Origin of the sequence: Amycolatopsis acididurans, assembly GCF_012328925.1 — a bacterium.
In the GTDB taxonomy this organism is placed as follows: Bacteria; Actinomycetota; Actinomycetes; order Mycobacteriales; family Pseudonocardiaceae; genus Amycolatopsis_E; species Amycolatopsis_E acididurans.
On sequence record NZ_JAAXLS010000062.1, the window covers coordinates 14,751 to 35,265 of the forward strand.

The window sequence follows — 20,515 nt, forward strand, 5'->3', positions numbered from 1 at the left end:
CTTCTGCGATCAAGCGCGGGGGACGGGCTGATTGCTGCGCGGTGGCGGGTCCGCTCGGTGTCGGTTCCGTCGTCGGCTGCCGGTTGGACTTCCCCCACCCCGATTCCCTGATCGTTGTTCGGCTGGGGATCGGGTGGAGGAGGTCTGGTGTTCGCTCGGCTTCGCTTCGCTCACGCGCTCGTCCTCAATGGTGGTAATGGTGCACGGCCGCGTGGCCTTTTCCGTGCGAAATCATCCATTTGTTCACCGGCGTGGTGAGCGCGAAAGCGACGACGAGCGAACCGGCCAGTGACAGCCAGAACAACGCCTGCGTCAGGCCCGCATCCATGGCACCGGGGATGGCGACGATGACGAAGTTGTCGACGATCTCCATCACGGCGATCGAGACGGTGTCGGCGGCGAGTGCGACCTTCAGTGCCGAGCGCAGACTCACGCCCGCACGCAGCACGCCGCGCATCGTGAGCGCGTACCCGAAGGCGAACGCCAGCACGATCGAGATGACCACGGTGGCCGCGTTGTGCAGTCCGAGCGCCGTGCCGATGACCATGCCCAGCACCTCGCCGATCGCGCAGCCGGTGAGGCAGTGCAGTGTGGCCTGCATCGCCGTACTCCAGGTGGCGGTCATCGTGCCGGTGACGTAGCTGTGCGAAGACATCGTCGCGCTCCCTTCCTGGATACCCCTACTGGGTATACGCGCCGGGGTCGCGATGCGCAACTACCGGGTGGGGGTATCCGGAAGCAAGCCGCGCCGGTGCGCCACCGCCACCGCTTCCGCCCGGCTCGTCACGCTCAGCTTCCCCATCACGCGGGACAGGTGCACGCTCGCGGTCTTCTCGCTGATGTACAGCCGCGCGCCGATCTGCTTGTTCGTCAGCCCCGCCGCGACCAGCTCCAGCACCGACCGTTCCCGCGGCGTCAGCACGTCATCGGCCACCGGCGCCCCCACCGCGAGGCGAGCCCGGCGCGCGAGCGCGACCACAGCGTCGCGCAACGGCACGGCTCCCAGCCGAGTCGCGGTCTCGTAGGCCGCGCGCAACGGCGCCTCGGCTTCCTCGCGTTCGCCGGCGGCCAGTAGCGCCGCGGCCAGCCGGTGGCTGGCCATCGCCTGCCAGTACGGCACGTCGGCCGCGCGGTCGAGTGTCACCTGCCACAGGTCCGGATCGTCGTGCCCGCGCAGACGGCTCAGCTCCGCGTCCATCCTGGCGGAGAGGATCCGGGTCTCGGCCGAGTGCGTGTCGTGCAGCCGACCCCGGTAGCTCGCCGCCTCCGCGTACAGCTCCGCGCCCGCCGCGATGTCCCGTGTGCCGCCCGTGTGCGCCTTGTCGGCCAGCGCGGACAACGCGACCGTCGTCGCCCACACCGCGTCGATCAGCGCGGGCCGTGCGGGGGCGGTGAGCCCGTCCAGCGCGTCCCTGGCGCGCGCCACGGCCTCGTCGTAGGAGCTCCGGAGCACCGCGGCTTCGGCCATGGCCAGGTCGACCACGACCTTCGTGCGCGCGTCCGGAGCCAGCTCCAGGATCCGCTCCGCGAGCCGCTCCGCGTCCTCGAAGCGCCCCCGGCCGGTGAGGACGTGCAGTGTTTCCCCCGAGACCCGCGCCCACGGCAGCCGGGGCGCGGCGGGCAGCTCCGCGGTGGTCAGCGCCTTGTCCCAGTGACCCGTGAGGTAGAGCAGGTACACGAGATCGGCACGGGAGTGCATGATCTGGTCTCCCCAGGCCAGGCCGATTTCCTCGCCACGGCGGCAGTTCTCCTCTCCCGTGCGGATCGCCTCGGGGAACCGGCCCTCCACCGCGTAGTGCACGGCCAGGTTGTGCCGGGCCCGCAGTTCGGCCTCGACCGCGCCGATCGCCGCGGCCCGGCGCACCGCTTCTTGGCCGATCCGGATCGCCTCGCCGGTACGGCCTTCCCATTCGGCGAACACACCGAGGGTGACCAGCACGTCCACCTCGACGGCGTCGGCACCCACCTGGCGTGCGTCGGCCATCGCCTGCTCGGCGTAGGAGTAGAGCGCGGGCACGTCGATGTTTTCGTGTGAGGTCCAGATCCAGCGCCGCGCGAGCAGCGCCAGTATTTCCGCGCGGGTGGTGCTCGGCGGGCGATCGCGCACCAGATCCCATGCCTGTTCGGCGACGGCGGACATCTCCTCGCCGAGCGTGCCGAACGTCTTGAGCCCCACCGCGAGCTGATGCCGCGCGGCCGCCGAGGTTTCCGGATCATCGCCGAGATCCGCCTTCGCGACGGCGGAGCGAGCGAAGCCGACGCTGCGCTCCGGTTCCCCGGCCGCACCGGCCAGCACCGACGCCCGGTGCAGCAGCGTGATCTCGTCGGTCTCGGTGAGCTTGTCCGGCTCCGGCACGACCTCCCACAGCTGCAGCGCCTGTTCGAGATGCTGCAGCGCCTCGCCGGGGGCGCGCATCTGCTCCGCCCGTGCCGCCGCGCGCACGGACGCCGCCAGTGCCGTCGGCAGGTCGTGGCTGCGGAAGCTGTGGTAAGCCAGCGCGGCGGCGGTGCCCTCCGCGGCGGCCACCCGCGCGTATCCGGCGTGCAGCCGCACCCGTTCGCCGGGCAGCAGGTCCTCGTACACCGCTTCGCGAAGCAGGGCGTGCCGGAACGCGTACCCGTCGTCGTCGGCGACGAGCACGTTGTGCCGCAACGCTTCACGCAGTGCTTCTTCGAGCCGGTTCTCATCCATTTCGGACACTTGCCGCAGCGTCGCGTCCGGCACGGTGTAACCCGCGCCGGACACCGTGCGCACGACGCGCTGCGCGTCGGGGCCCAGGCGCTCCGTGCGCGCCAGCAGCAGGTCCGCCAGCCCGCTGGTGGCGGCGGTGCCGCTGCGGTGCGCCGCGATCAGCTCCTCGCAGAAGAACGCGTTGCCCTGCGCGCGTTCGGCGACGGCTTCGATGCCGTCCGCGGGCAGCTCGCCACCGGCGATCGCGGACACGAAGGCGATCGCGTCGGCCCTGCCGAACGGCGCCAGCTCGACACGGGTGACCGCGGCCAGCCGGGTCAGCTCGGCGAGCAGCGGCCACAGTGGATGGCGCCGGTGCAGATCGTCGGTGCGGTAGGTGGCGATGACCAGCAGGCGCTGCGCGCCGAGCCGGGAGAGCAGGAACAGCACGAGGTCGCGGGTCGAGGCGTCGGCCCAGTGCAGATCCTCCAGCGCGAGCATCACCGGCCGCTCCCGCGACAACGTGTGCAGCAGGCCGTGCACGGCGTCGAACATGCGCAGCCGCTCCGAGGCCTGGTCACCGGTGTCCGGCTCGCCCGCGGCGATGCCGGGCAGCAGGCGCCCGAGCACCGGGCGGGATTCCAGCAGCGAACGGTCGAGCCGGCTCAGCGCCTCCACGAACGGCAGGTACGGCAGGCCGCCCTCGCCGACGTCGAGGCAGCGGCCGGTGAGCACGGTCGCGTCGGCGGTGTCCAGCAGTTCGGCGAGCAGCCGGGACTTGCCGACACCCGCGTCCCCGCCGAGCAGCACCGCGCCAGCCTGCCCGCCCGCCGCGCGCGCGAACGTCTCGCGCAAGGCCCCCAGTTCAGGACCCCGCGCGATCAGCGAGATCCCGTCGCGGCGAGGCACCCGGCCATCATGGCATACCGCCCGGTCAGAACGACTGCACGAGACAGGTGCACGAGCCGTGCGCGACGAGCTTGGACTCGGCGTTGTGGATCCGGGCCTCGGCGGTCGCGGTCCGGCGTCCCACGTGGACGGTCGTGGCCTCGCAGCGCAGTTCGCCGTCGTCGAGCGCGACCGGGCGGATGAAGTTCACCTTCAGTTCGAGTGTCGTGTAGGCCGTGGCGTCCGGCAGCTCGGTGAAGATCGCGCTGCCCATCGCGGTGTCCATCAGCGTGGACAGCACACCGCCGTGCACGGTGAGCATCGCGTTGGCCTGGCCCAGGCCCGGCTTGAGCGTGTAGACCGTGCGGCCCTCGCCCAGTTCGGCGCACATCACGCCGAGCGAATGCCCGACGCCGATGCCTTCGGCGAGGCCCTTGTCCAGCAGTGCACGCAGCTCTTCGATCCGCTTGGCGACGCTCATGCTTTCCTCCGCAGTGCGACGGGCAAGGTGGCCAGCCCGCGCATCGAGACGCTGGGCCGGTAGACGGGTTCCTCGGTGAGCACGGTGAATTCGGTGCGGGCGCACAGGCGCTGGAATGTGACAGCGCTTTCCAGCCTGGCCATCGGGGCGCCGAGGCAGAAATGCGGTCCGTGGCTGAACGCGAGCTGGCGGTGGGCCGAGTCGCGGAATCGCGTCAGGTCGAGCCGTTCGGGATCGGCGAACGCCGCCGGGTCCCGGTTCGCCGAGCCGAGGAGCAGGATCACCCCGGTGCCGCGGGGCAGTTCGTGACCCGCGAACTCGACGTCCTCCAGCGCTGTCCTGGTCGGGAACGGCACGGGCGTGTCGTAGCGCAGCAGTTCCTCGACGGCGGCCGCCGGATCGGCCAGCAGCACCGGGATCTGGCCGGGATCGCGATGCAACGCGAGAACACCGCTGGAAATGAGGTTCATCGTCGTCTCGTGCCCCGCGATGAGCAGCAGCACGCCGATGTCGGTGATCTCCTTGACCGTCAGTTCCGTGCCGGCCAGGCCACTGAGCAGATCGTCGGCCGGGCGCGCGCGACGGTGCTGGATCAGCTCACCGAAGTACGCCGCGAAGTTGTCGACCGCTTTCTCGCGCGCGGCCTTTTCCTCGTCGGAGAGCACGGCGTCCGGGTCGAGGCCGCGGCTGATGTCGTGGGTCCAGGCTCCGAACAGGTCCCGGTCGGCCGGCGGCACGCCGAGCAGCCGGCAGATCGTGGTCAGCGGCACCGGATAGCTCAGTGCCCGCACCAGATCGACCTCACCTGCTTCCAGCGCCTCGTCGATCAGCCCGTCGACCAGTTCGGTGACCTGCGGCCGGAGCGCCTCGATCGCGCGCATCGTGAACGCCTTGCTCACCAGCGACCGCAACCGGCCGTGCTCGGGTGGGTCCAGCAGCAGGAACGAGCCGGGCAGGTGGCTGGGGTCGACGCCGGGCCGGAACGGGTTGATACCGGCGGTGTAGCCGTGGCCCCACGCGGGATCGGCGAGGATCTCGGCGCAGTCGGCGTAGCGCGGCACGAGGTGGATGCCGAAACCGCTCTGGTGCAGCCGCCCCGTCTCGCGCATCCGGCGGTAGGCGGCGAACGGGTCGGCGCGCAGCGCCGGGTCGAAGACGTTGGTCACGACAGCGCCTCGAAGCGCACCGCCAGCTCGGCGAGCCCGCGCACGATCAGGTTCGGCTTGTACTTCAGGTCCTCGCTGGTCAGCTCCATCGTGCCGACCCGGTCGAGGAGTTCGTGCAGCAGCACCTCCATCTCGAGCAGAGCGAGCGGCGCACCGAGGCAGTAGTGGATGCCGAGGCTGAAGCCGAGGTGCCGCGGCGGCTGTGTGGTGCGGTCGTGGAACCGCGCCACGTCAAGGGTTTCCGGGTCGTGGTAGACCTCGGGGTCCCGGTTGGCCGAGTTGATCAGCACCACGACCCCGTCACCGGGCTGGAACTCGTGCCCGGCCAGCGTGATGTGCTCCTTCGCCGACCGCGTGGTCATCTGTACCGGCGGTTCGTAGCGCAGCAGTTCGTTGACGGCGCTGGGAATGTACTCGGGGTGTGCCCGCAGCCGCTCGAACTGGCCGGGGTTGCGCATGAGCGCGAGCAGCCCGCTGCCGACGAGGTTCACGGTCGTCTCGTGCCCGGCGACCAGCGTGGTGACACACGTGGTGAGCAGCTCGGTCTCGGTGAGCACGTCGCCGCGGTCCTCGACGGCCGCGAGCGCGCTGAGCAGGTCGTCCTGGGGGTGTGCACGACGTTCGTCGATGAGCTCGCGGAAGTAGGCCATGAACTCGCGCGACGCGGTGCTGCGGGCCTGGTGCGCCTCGGGGGTCATGAGGACGTCGGGGTCGAAGCCGCGTGCGAGATCCTGCGACCAGCGCTGCGCGCTGCGGTGGTCGGCGGCGGGCACCCCGATCAGCTCGCACACGATGGTCAGCGGCAGGGGATAGGCCATGCCCTCGATCAGGTCGAACTCGCGGCGGTCGAGCGCGCAGTCGACCAGGTCACGGCACAGCTGTTCGATCCGCGGCCGCAGCCGCGCCACGGTCCGCGGTGTGAACGCCTTCGACACCAGCGTGCGCAGCCGCGTGTGATCGGGCGGGTCCATCCAGAGGAACGACGTGGGCATTTCCTCGGCGGCGTCCTCGGCCGAGATGCTCGGGTGCAGCTGGCCGGCCTCCTCGGCGTGGCTCCACGCGTTGTTCTGCAGCACGGCGGCGCAGTCGGCGTAGCGGGTCAGCAGGTGCAGCCCGATGGGGGTCCGGTGCACCGGACCGGCTTCGCGCAGGACACGGCACGGGGTGTAGGGGTCGGCGCGGTGGGTCGGCAGGAACAGTTCCGCCATCGCGGTATCGGTGGTCGCAGTGTCCACTGTGGAGTCATCTCCCTCGCTCGGCGAGAAATCACTGTGCTCGCGCCGGATGAACGGCCGCTGAATCGGGGCTGACTTTTCGGCTGGTGGGCCGGGATGCCAATGGGCCGATAGGCGCTTGCCGTTTTCCGTTGCCCGGCCGGTGATCGCTACCGGACATTGGTGGCGGATCCCTTTGGAGGTGAGCTCATGCGTCAGGCCGTCGTGCTGGGCGCCAGCATCGCCGGGCTGTTGTCCGCCCGCGTCCTTTCCGAAGCATACGACCGAGTCCTGATCGTCGAACGCGACGAGATCGCCGGCGTCGCGCCGCGCCGCGGAGTGCCGCAGGCGCGGCACCTGCACGGGCTGATGGAACGTGGCCGCCAGATCATCGAGGAGCTCTATCCGGGGCTGACCGCGGATCTCGCCGGGCAGGGCGCGCCCACCACCGAAGTGTTGCAGGAATCCCGTTGGTATCTATCGGGTTTGCGGGTGCGGCCGACGAGCACGGGGCTGACGACGTTGCTCGCCGGCAGGCCGTTGCTGGAAAGCGCGATCCGGGAACGCACGCTAGCGTCACCGGGCGTGGAGCTGAGGACCCGTCGCGCCGCGGCGGGCCTGATCGGTGGCGAGCGGATCACCGGTGTGCGGCTGAGTGATGGAACCGAGCTCGGCGCCGAGCTCGTCGTGGACGCCACCGGACGCGGTTCGCGCGCGCCGGAATGGCTGGCCGGGCTCGGGCACGCCAGGCCGCAGGAGGAACGCATCGACGTGGACCTCGGGTACTCGTCACGCACCTACCGGCGCAAGCCCGAGCATCTCGACGGTGACCTCGCGGTCGTGGTGTCGACGACGCCGGGATTTCGCGGTGGCGGCGCGATCACGCTGGAAGGTGACCGCTGGCACGTGACGCTGGCCGGGATGCTCGGCGACCACCCACCGTCGGATCCCGCCGCGTTCGAGGCGTTCGCGGCCACTCTGCCGGTGCCCGACGTGTACGACATCGTGCGCGAGGCCGAACCGCTCGACGATCCGGTGCCACACCGGTTCCGCGGTTCGCTGCGCCGCCGCTACGACAAGATTTCCCGTCCACCACGGGGTTTCCTCGTGATCGGTGACGCGGTCAGCAGCTTCAACCCGCTGTACGCGCAAGGCATGACGGTGGCCGCACAGCAGGCATTGGCATTGCGCGAATGCCTGCCGCATCCCGATCCCGTGCGGTTCTACCGGGCCACGGCCGCGGTCATCGACGTCGCGTGGCAGATGTCGACCGGCTCCGATCTGCGCTATCCGGGCGTCGCGGGACCGCGGACGCCCCGGTCGCGCATCGTCGGCGCGTATGCGGCGCGGGCCCGGGTGGCCGCGCATCGCGACCCCGTGGTGGCCAGGACCCTCATGCGCACCACGAATCTGACGATTCCGCCTGCCTCGCTGCTCACGCCGGACATCGTGTGGCGCGTGCTGGCGCGGGGAGGGCAGTGACCGTGACCATTCCGGACCGTTTCGACGCAGCCGCCGCACGCAATCCCGGGCAGATCGTCTCGTTCCCCGGTGAGGGCGAGCGGCTGACCTACGCCGAGCTCCAGGAAAGCTCGAAGCGCATGGCCGCCGGGCTGGCCGCCGCCGGTGCCCGTCCCGGCGACGCGATCGGCGTGCTCAGCCCGAACTCCGCGGCCTTCCTGCAGGCCGTGCTCGCGGCCGGGCGGCTCGGCGCGGCGGCGTGCCCGTTGCCGCTGCCGATGGGAATGCGCGACCTCGAGGGCTACCTCCGCCGAACGCAGGCCATTGTGGACGGCGCACGGCTGACGCATCTGGTCACCGTGCCGAAACTGCGCCCCGTCACGGACAATCTGACCGGACCGCGCGTGTTCGACGCCGCCACACTCGCGAAGCACGAACAGGCACCGCTTCCCGGAGCCCGCCCCGGGCAGACCGCGGTGCTGCAGTTCACCTCGGGCAGCACGGCCGCGCCGAAGGGCGTGGTGCTCGCGCACGCCAACGTGGTCTCCTGCGCCGACTCCATCACCGAGGCCATCAAGATCACCGGAGCGGACGCGTGGGGCAGCTGGCTTCCACTGTTCCACGACATGGGTCTGTTCGGCACGATCACCGGGCTGTTCAACGGAATCGCCATCACCGTGTGGTCTCCGGTGACGTTCGTGAAGAGCCCGGCCGCGTGGTTGACCGAATTCCTCGCCACGGGCGCCACGATCTGCGCGATGCCGAACTTCGGCTACGACTACCTGCTCGCCGCTGTGCCGGAGGATCGCGAACTGGACATGTCGCACTGGCGCGTCGCGTTCAACGGAGCCGAGGCGATCTCGGTGCGCTCGGTGCGCGCGTTCCTGGAGCGCTTCGAGCGCGCGGGTTTCCGTCCCGAGGCGATGACACCCGCCTACGGAATGGCCGAGGCCACCCTCGTCGCGACCCTGCCGCCGCTCGAGCAGGCGCCGGTCAGCGAATTCGTCGACCGTGCGCTCCTGGCCGGGACGGGGAAAGCGGTTCCCGTCGACGAGGGCCCGAACGCGCGCGGCGTCGTCGGGCTCGGCAGCGCCGTGCCGGGAATGCGGGTCCGGATCGCCGGGGGCGTGCCGGACGGCGAGGTCGGCGAGATCGAGGTGACCGGGGCCGCGGTGACCAGCGGCTACCTCGGACGGCCGGACGGGCCGTTCACCGGCGACGGCTGGCTGCGCACCGGCGATCTCGGGTACCTGCGCGAGGGCGAGCTGTTCTTCACCGGCCGGGTCAAGGAGATGATCACGGTACGCGGCGAGAACGTATACCCGCTCGACGTCGAGGCCATCGCTCAGCTCGTGCCCGGTGTCTACAAAGGACGCTGCGTCGCATTCGTCGACGACGAAAGGATCGTGGTGTGCGCCGAGACCGTGCTGCGTGATCCCGCGGAACGGCGCAGGCTTCACGACGACATCGCCGCGCGCTGCTCGGTCGAACTCGGCCTGTCCGGCCTGGTGGTCGACCTCGTGCCAGCCCGCACCATTCCCCGGACGACCAGTGGAAAGCTCCAGCGGCTCGCCATGCGCGAACGCTACAAGACACGGGAGAGCGCATGACGGCGACGCCGGACATGGACCAGATGCACAGCCTCGACGTTTTCCGCCACTACGACCGCAACCACTGGCGGCTGTACACGCTGCCGCTGGCCGAGGTCGACCGCGGCCTGGTCAAGCCCGAGTACGTCACGCTGGTCAAGAGCGCCGTGATGGGCGAGTCCAATGTGATCGCCGCGGTGCACGGCTTCCTCAACGAGTTCGCCGACGACTACGACTTCTCGGCGTTCGCCGTGATCTGGGGCTATCAGGAGGTGCAGCACCACTACGCCTTCAGCTCGTGGCTGCAGGCGGTGGGGGAGAAGGTGGACAACCGCGCGGTCGAGGCCATGCGCGCGCCCTACGACCCCGGCACCACGCCCTCGGCCACGCTCGCCACGAACATCATCTCCGAGCTGACCGTCAACCACGTCTACCGCGCGGTCGCGGCGTGGGTGGACGAGCCGGTGCTCAAGGACCTGCTGCTGCGGGCGAGCCGCGACGAGGCGGGCCACGCGCGCGAGTTCCGGCATTTCGCCGCCAAGCGCCTCGACCGGTACCCCGGCGAGATCCCGTCGGTGCTGGAGACGCTGTACTTCTACACCTGCGACGACAAGATCAGGCATCCGGTCGGCGTGTTCAAGGCCGGTCTCGACGAACTGGCCGAGACCGAGACCATCGACACCGGCTTCGAGCTGTTCCTCGACACCGTCGCCGATACCGGCGAACTGGACGAGCTGCAAGGCAAGATCCGCCGCACGTTCGGCTCGCTGACCGGATACGACCTGTCCTCCAACCGCGCGGTGCGCCGGGCACTGGCGACGGCACTGGGATGACCGCGACACTGCCGTGGTCCGGCCGCACCGATCACCACTGCTTCGGCTGCTCACCCCGTAATGCCGCCGGTCTTCAGCTGTCCTTTGAGGACGCCGAGGACGGGCTGAGCGCGCAGTTCTGCCTGGACAAGCACTACGAGTCCTACCCGGGTGTCGTGCACGGCGGGATCCTCGCCGTCATCTGCGACGAGACGATGGGCAACCTCATCGTGATGCGGCTCGGCGTGCCCGCGCTGACCACGTCGATGCGGATGCGTTACGTCGGCGTCGTGCGCGTCGGCGGCCGCTACCGCTGCCTCGCCCGCGCCGAGGTCAAGCCGGACCTCGTGCACGCCACCGCCGAGATCCTCGATTCCGCCGGCATGGTCGTCGGCACCGCCACCGCAACGTATCTACCCCGAGGGAGCCAACTATGACGCTGGCCGTTTCCACCACCGTGACCGAGATCGTCGCGGCCGAGCTGGGCCGTCCGCCGGAGAGCCTGCGATCCGACACCGACCTGCGTGCCGTCGAGGGCGCCGATTCGATCAAGGTGCTGCGGATGGTCGCGAAGATCGAGCAGGCCTACGGCATCGAGCTGGAGGACGACGACATCTTCGGGCTCACCACGATCGACCAGGTCGTCGCCGTCGTCGGCAAGGCCATCGCCAGGGAACAGGGATGACCGCCGCCACCAACCAGCACTACGACCTCGACCCGGAGATCTTCGCGCGCTTCCTCGATCCGCTGCGCAAGTACTCCTCGGGGCTGTTCGACGCCGACACCACGACGCTCGAGCAGGCGCAGCGGCGCAAGCTCTCCTTCGTCGCGGGGCAACTGCGTCTGCTCGGCGGGGAACGGATCCTCGACGTCGGCTGCGGCTGGGGTTCGCTGCTGCTGTTCATGGCGCAGGAGTACGGCTGTCACATGCTCGGCATCAGCCCCGCCGTGCGGCAGCACGACTACATCGCGCGGCGGGTCGCCGATCTCGGCCTGGAGAAGCTGGTGCGGACCGAGGTCGCGGAGTTCGAGACCTACGAGCCCGGACGCGGCGCCTTCGACGCGGTGACGATGCTCGGCTCGGTGGTGCACATGGCGCCGCTGGCGCAGGTGTTCGCCAAGATCCGCGCCGCGCTGCGCCGGGGCGGGATGCTGTATCTGTCGGAGAGCTGTTTCCGCAGCGCCGCCATCCGTGCCGCCTACGACGGCCGGCCGGGCACGGAGTTCGTGCGGCACAGCATCTTCGGCTCCGGCGATCTGCGGCCGCTGTCCGAACTCGTCGCAGGCGCGGAGTCGGCGGGCTTCTCGATCCGCGCGGTGCACGATCTCACCGACGACTACCGCCGCACCATCGCGTGCTGGATCGGCAACCTCCGCGAACTGCCCGATTCGCCCCAGCGCGCGGAACTGCTGCACTACCTGGAAATCGCCAACGCCGGGTGGGGCTACACGACCAAGCACTACGCCCTGATCTGCCAGAAGTCGCGATAGGAGCGCCCATGCGCGTACTGCCGACCCAGGACATGGCCGACGCCGTGACCCGGTACTTCGCCGGGGCCGCGCACGCCCGGGAGTGGAACGTGGAGACCGCGACCGACTGGACGCTGGCCGACGCGGGCAGGCTCACCGAGGGGCAGCGATCGGCGGTCGAGTTCATCACGCTCATCGAGGACCACCTGCCCGGCTACTTTTCCCTCTACACCGAGAACTTCCCGGCGGACGGCTCCGTCGAGCCCGAGCTGTACGAGCACAATCGTGAGCTGTATCACTTCACGGTGCGCTGGGCCGCGGAGGAGGACACGCACGCCCGCGCGCTCACCCGGTACCAGACCGCGTCCGGGATGAGCGGACACGAGCAACTGCGCAAGGCGCTCGTCGAACCCGGGCAGGCGCGCTTCGACCTGCCCTTCTCTCATCCCGTCCAGTTCTTCGCCTACGCGCTCGTGCAGGAGAAGGCCACCCAGATCTACTACCAGCAACTGCGCGCGGTCGTGGGCGATCCGGTGCTCTCCGACGTGCTGACCAGGCTCTCCCGCGACGAGGCCCGCCATTTCACGTTCATGGCCGACGTCGTCTCCGGCTACCTGCGCGCGCACGGCGACGACGTGATCGAGCCGATCAGGGCGGTGATCGCGGAGTTCCGGATGCCACTGGCCGGCACCATCCGCGGCTACTGGCGGTGGGCGCTCAAGATCGCCGACACCGCCCGCTACGATCACACCGACGCCTACGAGCATCTGATCAAGGTGCTCAACCGGGCGGTCGACACACCGAGTGAGCGTCACGCCGAGCTCACCAGGTTCGTCGACTCCTGCCGCACCATCAGCTAATCGAGCTGTCTTGCGGCCTGCAACGAAGGTTCACCAGGTGTTCTCCGGAGTGGGCGAGGCTTGGCCAGTACAGCCGGGCGGAGGTCGGAAATGGAGTTCAGACATCTGGTGTCGTTCCTCGCGATAGCCGAAGAGCTGCACTTCGGGCGTGCGGCCGCGCGGCTGCACCTGACACAACCATCGTTGAGTCAACAACTGCAACGCTTGGAACGCACACTGGGCGTCGAACTCGTCGCCAGGACCTCCCACGAGGTGCGCCTGACCTCGGCGGGGCGGGCCTTCGAGGTCGAGGCCCGCGCGATCGTCGCGCAGATGGACAAGGCCGCGCATTCGGCGCGCGAGGCGGCCGCCGGGCGCACCGGCACGGTCCGCGTCGGCTACAACTTCCCCGCCGGGCAGCACATCCTGCCCGCCACGCTGGCGAAGATGCACGCCGAGTTCCCCGACGTGACGGTCAAGCTGGAGGAGAAGCGCACCGGGCCGCAGCTGGCGTCGCTGGCCGAAGGCGGACTCGACATCGCGCTGGTCTACGGGCGCCCGGTGACGGCGGACTTCCAGTACCGGAGGCTGCTGCGGCTGCCCATGGTCGCGGTCGTCGGCCAGAACCACAAATGGGCGGGGCGGCCCGGCGTTCCGTTCGCGGAGCTGGCGCGCCAGCCCTGCATCCTCTTCGATCGTGAGCAGTGCCCGGCGATGTACGACGCGATCCTGTCGGCCGCCGAGCGCACCGGCATCCGGCTCAACGTCGCGCACGTCATCGACGACCCGGGTGCCACCGCGATCCTGGTGTCGGTGAAACCGCTCGTCGGGTTCGCGTCCGCGTCGCGCGGCATGTTCGCCGGCGCCGCGGCCGGCGGAGTGCGGCCGGTGCCGGTCCAGCTGTACGACCCGGTGCCGACCATCGACCTCTACGCGGTGTGGCGCGACGCCGAAACCAACCGGCTGCGCGAGGCCTTCCTGGACTGCCTCGAGGCGGTGGGGCCGTTCCACAGCCCGCCGATGAACCGCGCCGAACCGCATCCGGTGCGATAAGGGAATTCAACCGCGCGTTCGCCAAATGCGCGTTGCCCCCGGCCGTGGACCACCGAAGAATTGTCCCACGTGGAGACTTCATTTCCCGGAATTGGCCGGGAGCTCCCCGGAGATCGGGGACTGCACTCGGTACTGACCGACGGTGACCCAAACCTTCCCCTGTTCGTTTCCGAAAACGTCACGCGCGGTGAATTCACCGCCCACGTCGAATCGGTCGCCGGTGAGCTGCTCCGCCGGGGCGTACGTCGTGGCGACCGGGTCGCCGTGCTCGGCCGCACCAGCTACGAATGGGCGCTGGCCGACTTCGCGATACTCTCGATCGGCGCCGTCACCGTGCCGGTGTATCCGACATCGTCGGAACACCAGATCAACCACGTACTGAGCGATTCGGGCGCCGCGTGGTACTTCGCCGAAAGCGAGGAGGACGCCCCGCGGTTCGGCAAGCAGAACGTGTGGCTGTTCACCGAACTCGACGGCTGGCGTGAGGCGCCCGGCCCGGATTTCGCCGCGCACCGCGACAAGGTGCGGGCCGGCGACCTCGCGACGATCGTGTACACAAGCGGCACAACGGGTTTACCGAAGGGCTGCATGCTGACACACCGGAACATGTACGCCTCTTCGGCGAACACCGTGTTGCGGTGCGACTGGCTGTTCCACCGCGCGGCGGAGAACGACACCGCCCCCGCAGCGACCCTGCTTTCCCTGCCGCTGTCCCACGTTTTCGGCCGTACCATCCTGCTGTCCTGTGTGATCGCGAACACCCGGACGGTGCTGCTGCCCGGCGTTCCGGAACTGCTCGGCGAACTTCCGGAGCGCCAGCCCACTTTTCTCGCATTCGTGCCGTACGCACTGGAGAAGATCCGCAAGCTCGGGCTCACTTCGTTCGGCAGGCTCGGTCACGTGATCTGCGGCGGCGCCTCGCTGGACGACACCACGGTCGACTACTACCACGAGCACGGCGTGGAGATCCTGAACTGCTACGGCCTCACCGAAGCGGCGACCGCGGTCACGGTGAACGCTCCGGCCAGCAACCGTAAGGGCACCGTCGGGCGGCCGATCCCGGGCACCACCGTGGGTATCGCCGAGGACGACGAGGTGCTCGTCGGTGGGCCGAACGTGTCGCCGGGTTACTGGCCCGGCGACACTGACCGTGATCCCGGCTGGCTGCACACCGGGGACCTGGGCAGGCTGGACGCCGAGGGCTACTTGACGATCACCGGTCGCCGCAAGGAAATCCTGGTGACCAACGGCGGCAAGAACGTCGCGCCCGCTCCGCTGGAGGATAGGATCCGGCTGCACCCCAAGGTGAGCAACTGCATGGTGGTCGGTGACGGGCGTTCCTTCGTCACGGCGTTGATCACTGTGGACAGTTCCGTCGACCCTGGCGAGCCCGGGCTGGCCGAGGACGTGCAACGTGCGGTCGACTCCGCGAACGAACTGGTGTCCCGCGCCGAGTCGATCCGCAAGTTCCGCATCGTCGCGGGAGATTTCACCATCACCGACGGGCTTCTCACGCCGTCGATGAAGCTCCGCCGCGTCGCCATCGAGAAAACGTACGCCGCGGACATCGCCGCTCTTTACTCGTGATTGCGCGGGCCGATCGGCCCATGGGCACCCGCGAAACGACGTTGACCGCCATTCCGCCTCGCCAACAGAATTGATTCGTATCCGCCGTGTGACGGGAGTCGAGAAATCCATGTATGACGCAATAGTCGTCGGCGCGCGCTGCGCCGGTTCCCCGGTCGCCATGCTGCTGGCCCGGCAGGGGCACCGCGTGCTGGTGCTCGACCGCGCCAGTTTTCCCAGTGACACCGTCTCCACGCACTACCTGCACCAGCTCGCGCTGTCCAAGCTGCGCGACTGGGGCCTGCTCGACCGCGTCATCGGCACCGGCGTGACCCCGATCAAGCACCTCAACTTCACCTACACCGGCATCGAGATCCCCGGTTTCGCCGACCCGATCGAGGGCATCGACACCGTGTACTGCCCGCGCCGCACCGTGCTGGACGAGATTCTCGTGGGCGCCGCGCGTGAGGCCGGCGCCGAGGTCATCGAGCGCTTCACCGTCACCGACCTGGTCTTCGACGGCGACGCCGTCGTCGGCGTGCGCGGCCGTGAGGCCGAGGGTACCGAACTGGAGTTCCGCGCCAAGATCGTGGTCGGCGCCGACGGCGCGAACTCGGTCGTCGCGCAGAAGACCGGCGCCGAGACCGTGCGTCACGTGCCCGCCGCCGGATTCGTCTACTACTCCTACTACAGCGGCCTCGACTGGGGCATGCACCACCGCACCGGGTTCGGCGAGCAGCAGTTCGGCACCTGGCCCACCAACGACGAGTTGAACCTGCTCGCGATCATCCGGCCACGCGAAAGGTTCGGTGAGTTCCGGGCCGACCCCGAACGCCACTTCCAGGACGTCTTCGACGACATCGACCCGGAGATGGGCCGGGAACTGCGTGACGCGGGCAAGCGCGAGGAGCCGTGGCGCCCGATGCGCTATCCCGACAACTACTACCGCCGAGCCTACGGTCCCGGCTGGGCGCTGGTCGGCGACGCCGGTTACCACAAGGATCCGTTCACCGGCTGGGGTATCACCGACGCGTTCAAGTACGGCGAGGTGCTGGCGGGCAAGATCCACAGCGCACTGGCCGGTGAGGTCTCGATGGACGAGGCGCTGGCCGAGAACGAGAAGATCCGCGACACCGAAAGCGCGGGCACGTTCAAGCTCACCTGCAGCCTGGCCACGCTCGTGCTGTCGCCGTACTACCACGCGGTGTTCAGCGCGACCGCGAAAAGCCCTGCCTACATCAAGAAGTTCTTCGGTCTCATCGCCGGCGGCTACCCCGGCGAGGAGTTCTTCGCCCCGCACAATCTGGAGCAGCTCTACGACGAGGTGGGCGTGCCGGCCGGACAGCGCATCCTGACCGAAGGGTAAGACCTCGATGCCGACGATCAGGCTGACCGTACTGGGAGACAGTTTCGTCGAGGGCCGCGGCGACCCGGCCCCCGGCGGCGGCTACCGCGGCTGGGTGCCGGCGTTCGCCGCTCACGTGGGCCTGCCGCCCGCGGCCGTGCGCAACCTCGGCACCTACCAGGCCACCACGCAGGACGTCGTGGACCGGCAACTGCCCAAGGCGCTGGCGGGCAAGCCGCCGTTGCTCGGCGTGATCGTCGGCGTCAACGACCTCGTGCAGGCGTGGGACCCGGCGCGGTTGCGGCGCAACCTGCACACGATCTTCTCGTCGCTGGGCGGCATGGACACCACGGTGTTCACCGCCAGCTATCCCGACATTCCCGCGAACCTGCCGGTGCCCGAGGGATTCCGGCGCCTGCTGCGCGGTCGTTTCGCCGAGGCGAACGCCGCACTGGCCGAGGTCACCACCGCGACCGGCACGCTGTGCCTGGATATCGCCGGGCAGCCGGAGTGGGCGCGGCGGGCGATGTGGTCGGCCGACGGCCTGCACCCGAGCCCGCTCGGCCACCGGCGTTTCGCCGAATCGATGGCAGACCAAGTGTCCACTTCGGCTATTGCCGCGTAGGACTTTTGTACCGGAAGGAAGACAGTGAGCGAGCAGCTCGACCGACGGCTGGCGCGCAATCCGATCGCGATCGTGGGCATGTCCGGCCTGTTCCCGATGGCCCGGAACCACCGCGAGTACTGGCAGAACATCGTAAACGGCACCGACTGCACCGAAGAGGTGCCCGCGTCACGCTGGAGCCTCGACGACTACTACGACGCCGATCCGGCCGCGCAGGACAAGACGTACTCGCGGCGCGGGGCGTTCCTGCCCGACATCGACTTCGACCCGCTGGAGTTCGGCCTGCCGCCCAACCAGCTCGAGGTCACCAGCACCATGCAGACACTCAGCCTCGGTGTGGCGCGGGACCTGCTGCGTGACGCCGGTGCCGACGGCGACTGGTACGACCCGGAGCGCACCGGGTGTGTGCTGGGCACGACCGGCCCGGTGCCGCTGATGCACCCGCTGGCCGCCCGGCTGTCCACACCGGTGCTGCGTGAGGTGGTGCGCAGCTGCGGACTGTCCGAACAGGACGCATCGGCGATCGCGGACAAGTATGTCAAGGCGTTCGCACCGTGGGAGGAGAACTCGTTCCCCGGTCTGCTCGCCAACGTCGTCGCGGGCCGGGTCGCCAACAGGCTCGGGCTCGGCGGGATGAACACCACCGTGGACGCGGCCTGCGCGGCCTCACTGTCGGCGGTGCGGACCGCGATCGCGGAACTGGTCGACGGCCGTGCCGACACGATGATCACCGGTGGGGTCGACACCGAGAACACGATCTTCATCTACCTGTGCTTCTCCAAGGTCGGTGCGCTGTCCAAGAAGGGCACGATCAGCCCGTTCGACGACAGCGCCGACGGGACCCTGCTCGGCGAAGGCATCGGCATGCTCGCCCTGCGGCGCCTGGCGGACGCCCGGCGCGACGGCAACCGGATCTACGCGGTGATCCGTGGTATCGGCTCGTCCAGTGACGGCCGGGCCAAGAGCATCTACGCGCCGGTCGCGGCGGGGCAGAAGGTCGCACTGGAGCGCGCGTACGCCGATGCCGACTGCTCGCCGGCGTCGGTCGAGCTGTTCGAGGCGCACGCCACCGGCACCGCCGTCGGGGACCGCACGGAGCTGACCGCGCTCGGTGAGCTGCTTCGCGAGGCGGATGCGGAGAAACACACCGCCGGGCTGGGCAGCGTGAAGTCGCAGATCGGGCACACCAAGGGCGCCGCGGGCACGGCGAGCGTGATGAAGCTCGCGCTCGGGCTGTACCACAAGGTGCTCCCGCCGACGATCAACGTCGAGAAGCCCAATTCCGCGGTCGATTTCGCCGACGGGCCGTTCTATGTGAACGTCAAGACCCGGCCCTGGGTCCGCGACCCGCACCGCCCGGTGCGCCGTGCGGCCGCGTCGGCGATGGGCTTCGGCGGCACGAACTTCCACATGGTGCTGGAAGAACACGACCACGGCCCGATCCTGCACCGTACGCCGCGGGTGCACCTGTGGCACGCGCCCGATCGCGAGGCGCTGCTGGAGCTGCTGCGCTCGGATGCGCCTTCCAGCGATGGGGAGGAGATTCCTCCCTCGCACGCGAGGATCGGGTTCGTCGCGGTCGAGGACTTCGACGAGCTGCGTGAGCTGGCTGTCTCGCAGCTGTCCTCTTCGGACGATGACGGGTGGTCGCTGCCCCGTGGCGTGTTCTACCGCCGCAGCGCCATGTCCGGGCTGAAGGTCGGGGCGTTGTTCGCCGGGCAAGGCAGCCAGTACCTCGACATGGGCCTGGAAGCGGCGATCAACAATCCGGTTGTGTCGGCCACTTTGGACGAGGCGAACCAGTCGTTCGAGGGTGCCTCGCCCCGCCTGGCGCAGGTGATGTACCCGCCGCCGGTGTTCGACGCCGAGGCGCGGCAGGAGCAGGAGGCGGCGCTGCGGCGCACCGACCACGCGCAGCCCGCGATCGGTGCGTTGTCGGCCGGGCAGTTCCGGTTCCTGCGCGAGCTAGGGCTGGAGTGCGCCGGCTATCTCGGGCACAGCTTCGGTGAGCTGACCGCGTTGTGGGCCTCGGGTGCGGTGTCCGATGTGGACTTCTACCGGCTGGCGCGGGCCCGTGGCCAGGCGATGGTCCCGGTCGGTGAGGACGCCGGCGCGATGGCCGCGATCAGCGCGTCGCGGGAAGAGGTCACCTCGGTCATCGCTGAGTTCTCCGACGTGGTGGTGTGCAACCACAACGCCCCGGACCAGGTGGTCGTCGGTGGCGGCACGGAGGAGGTCGAGAAGGTCATCGCCGCTTGTGGCGAGCGTGGCCTGACCGCCCGCCGCCTGCCCGTCGCGGCGGCTTTTCACACACGTTTCGTTTCGCACGCGGTCGAGGCGTTCCGGCCGGTGGTGGAGTCGGTGCGGGTGGGGGAGCCTGCCACCCCGGTGTACGCGAACTCGCCGGGCGCCGTGTACGGCCCGGACGCCGCGTCGAACGCCGCGACGTTGGTCGAGCAGCTGCTGAGGCCGGTCGAGTTCGTCGCCGCCCTGGAGGCCATGTGCGAGGCCGGATGCACGGTTTTCGTGGAGTTCGGTCCGAAGCAGGTGCTGACCTCGCTGGTGCGCCGCACCCTCGGCGAGGACGTGATCGCGATCCCCGTCGACGGCGGTCCGCTGGGGGACAGCGATGTGGCGCTCAAGCAGGCGGCGCTGCGCCTGGCCGTGCTGGGCGCACCGATCAAGAACGCGAACCGCTACGACGCCCCGGCGCTGCCCGAGCCGCAGAAGAAGTCGCACGCGGTGGTGCTTTCGGCGCCGGAATACGTGCCCGCCGAGCGGCGCGAGGCCTATGAGGACGCTCTGAACGGAGGCTATCGAGTGGCTCTGCCCGAACCGCATCGCGCGGAATCGAATGGCGCCGGGTTGACTGGTGCCCCGGCCGGTCTGGCTGCCGCGGCGCCGGCTCCTGACCCGGCCGGGGTGGCGCCGGCGGCGAGTGCTGTCCCGGCCCCCGTGGCGCAGGTGCCCTCTCCGGCCCCGGCGGCCGCGTCGAACGGCCGCGGAGTCGGTGGTGCGCTGCAACAGCACCTCGCGGTGCACGGCGAGTACCTCGAAGGGCAGCTCCGCGTCGCCGAGCAGCTGGCGTCGGTGCTCAGCCACGGCGGCGTCGACGCGTCGCTGGCCGAGGCCGTCACCGCCGTGAAGGACCAGAGCATCGCGATCGGCCAGGCGCACACGCGGGCGAACGAGATCCTCGCCGCCCTGGCCGAAATCGAGCTCGGCGCCACACCGGCACCCACCCGTGTCGCCTCGCAGGTGGTCGCCGCGCCGCAGATGTCCGGTGTGGACGCGGAACTGCAGGCCCTGATCAGCGCACCCGCCCCGGCCCCGAC

At 69.7% G+C, this 20,515-nt stretch carries 17 protein-coding genes; 12 read left to right on the top strand and 5 right to left on the bottom strand.

Annotated features, from left to right (window positions below; translation table 11 throughout):
• Positions 1-184: 184 nt before the first annotated feature.
• From HFP15_RS37990 to HFP15_RS38010, 5 genes are read right to left on the bottom strand one after another with little or no spacing between them, the layout of a single operon-like run.
• Complete coding sequence (locus HFP15_RS37990; RefSeq protein ID WP_246272414.1) at positions 185-655, bottom strand: DUF4396 domain-containing protein; 471 nt, start codon at positions 653-655, stop codon at positions 185-187.
• A 60-nt stretch (positions 656-715) separates the two neighbouring features.
• A complete protein-coding gene (locus HFP15_RS37995; RefSeq protein WP_168522690.1) occupies positions 716-3,580 on the bottom strand; it encodes a helix-turn-helix transcriptional regulator in 2,865 nt (954 codons plus the stop codon).
• A gap of 25 nt (positions 3,581-3,605) precedes the next feature.
• The gene (locus HFP15_RS38000) at positions 3,606-4,040 is read right to left on the bottom strand and encodes a PaaI family thioesterase (protein ID WP_168522692.1); all 435 of its coding nucleotides are present in this window, start codon (positions 4,038-4,040) and stop codon (positions 3,606-3,608) included.
• Complete coding sequence (locus HFP15_RS44080) at positions 4,037-5,206, bottom strand: cytochrome P450 (protein ID WP_168522694.1); 1,170 nt, start codon at positions 5,204-5,206, stop codon at positions 4,037-4,039. The genes HFP15_RS38000 and HFP15_RS44080 overlap by 4 nt, the downstream gene beginning before the upstream one ends.
• Complete coding sequence (locus HFP15_RS38010) at positions 5,203-6,441, bottom strand: cytochrome P450 (protein ID WP_312871944.1); 1,239 nt, start codon at positions 6,439-6,441, stop codon at positions 5,203-5,205. Before HFP15_RS38010 ends, HFP15_RS44080 begins: the two co-directional genes overlap by 4 nt.
• 189 nt (positions 6,442-6,630) lie before the next feature.
• Here HFP15_RS38010 and HFP15_RS38015 point away from each other — a divergent pair, with 189 nt between their 5' ends.
• From HFP15_RS38015 to HFP15_RS38070, 12 genes are all read left to right on the top strand, one after another.
• A complete protein-coding gene (locus tag HFP15_RS38015; protein ID WP_168522696.1) occupies positions 6,631-7,902 on the top strand; it encodes an NAD(P)/FAD-dependent oxidoreductase in 1,272 nt (423 codons plus the stop codon).
• Between the two features lie 2 nt (positions 7,903-7,904).
• Positions 7,905-9,491 carry an AMP-binding protein gene (locus HFP15_RS38020; RefSeq protein ID WP_168522698.1) on the top strand — a complete coding sequence of 529 codons (1,587 nt, stop codon included), beginning with the start codon at positions 7,905-7,907 and terminating at the stop codon, positions 9,489-9,491.
• The gene (locus HFP15_RS38025; RefSeq protein ID WP_246272416.1) at positions 9,488-10,303 is read left to right on the top strand and encodes a ferritin-like domain-containing protein; all 816 of its coding nucleotides are present in this window, start codon (positions 9,488-9,490) and stop codon (positions 10,301-10,303) included. Before HFP15_RS38020 ends, HFP15_RS38025 begins: the two co-directional genes overlap by 4 nt.
• Positions 10,300-10,719 (top strand): PaaI family thioesterase, encoded by a 420-nt coding sequence (locus HFP15_RS38030; RefSeq protein WP_168522700.1) that lies wholly within the window; start codon positions 10,300-10,302, stop codon positions 10,717-10,719. The genes HFP15_RS38025 and HFP15_RS38030 overlap by 4 nt, the downstream gene beginning before the upstream one ends.
• Positions 10,716-10,967 (top strand): acyl carrier protein, encoded by a 252-nt coding sequence (locus tag HFP15_RS38035; protein WP_168522702.1) that lies wholly within the window; start codon positions 10,716-10,718, stop codon positions 10,965-10,967. The genes HFP15_RS38030 and HFP15_RS38035 overlap by 4 nt, the downstream gene beginning before the upstream one ends.
• On the top strand, positions 10,964-11,773 hold the full coding sequence (locus HFP15_RS38040) for an SAM-dependent methyltransferase (protein ID WP_168522703.1): 810 nt from the start codon (positions 10,964-10,966) through the stop codon (positions 11,771-11,773). The genes HFP15_RS38035 and HFP15_RS38040 overlap by 4 nt, the downstream gene beginning before the upstream one ends.
• 8 nt (positions 11,774-11,781) lie before the next feature.
• The gene (locus tag HFP15_RS38045) at positions 11,782-12,612 is read left to right on the top strand and encodes an acyl-ACP desaturase (RefSeq protein WP_168522705.1); all 831 of its coding nucleotides are present in this window, start codon (positions 11,782-11,784) and stop codon (positions 12,610-12,612) included.
• A 90-nt stretch (positions 12,613-12,702) separates the two neighbouring features.
• Positions 12,703-13,644 carry a LysR family transcriptional regulator gene (locus HFP15_RS38050; protein WP_168522707.1) on the top strand — a complete coding sequence of 314 codons (942 nt, stop codon included), beginning with the start codon at positions 12,703-12,705 and terminating at the stop codon, positions 13,642-13,644.
• Positions 13,645-13,713: 69 nt separating this feature from the next.
• The gene (locus HFP15_RS38055) at positions 13,714-15,231 is read left to right on the top strand and encodes an AMP-dependent synthetase/ligase (protein ID WP_312871945.1); all 1,518 of its coding nucleotides are present in this window, start codon (positions 13,714-13,716) and stop codon (positions 15,229-15,231) included.
• Between the two features lie 109 nt (positions 15,232-15,340).
• On the top strand, positions 15,341-16,576 hold the full coding sequence (locus tag HFP15_RS38060; RefSeq protein WP_168522711.1) for an NAD(P)/FAD-dependent oxidoreductase: 1,236 nt from the start codon (positions 15,341-15,343) through the stop codon (positions 16,574-16,576).
• Between the two features lie 7 nt (positions 16,577-16,583).
• Complete coding sequence (locus HFP15_RS38065; protein WP_168522713.1) at positions 16,584-17,180, top strand: SGNH/GDSL hydrolase family protein; 597 nt, start codon at positions 16,584-16,586, stop codon at positions 17,178-17,180.
• A 24-nt stretch (positions 17,181-17,204) separates the two neighbouring features.
• Positions 17,205-20,515: type I polyketide synthase (locus HFP15_RS38070; protein WP_168522715.1), on the top strand; the 3,311-nt coding region annotated here is incomplete at its 3' end.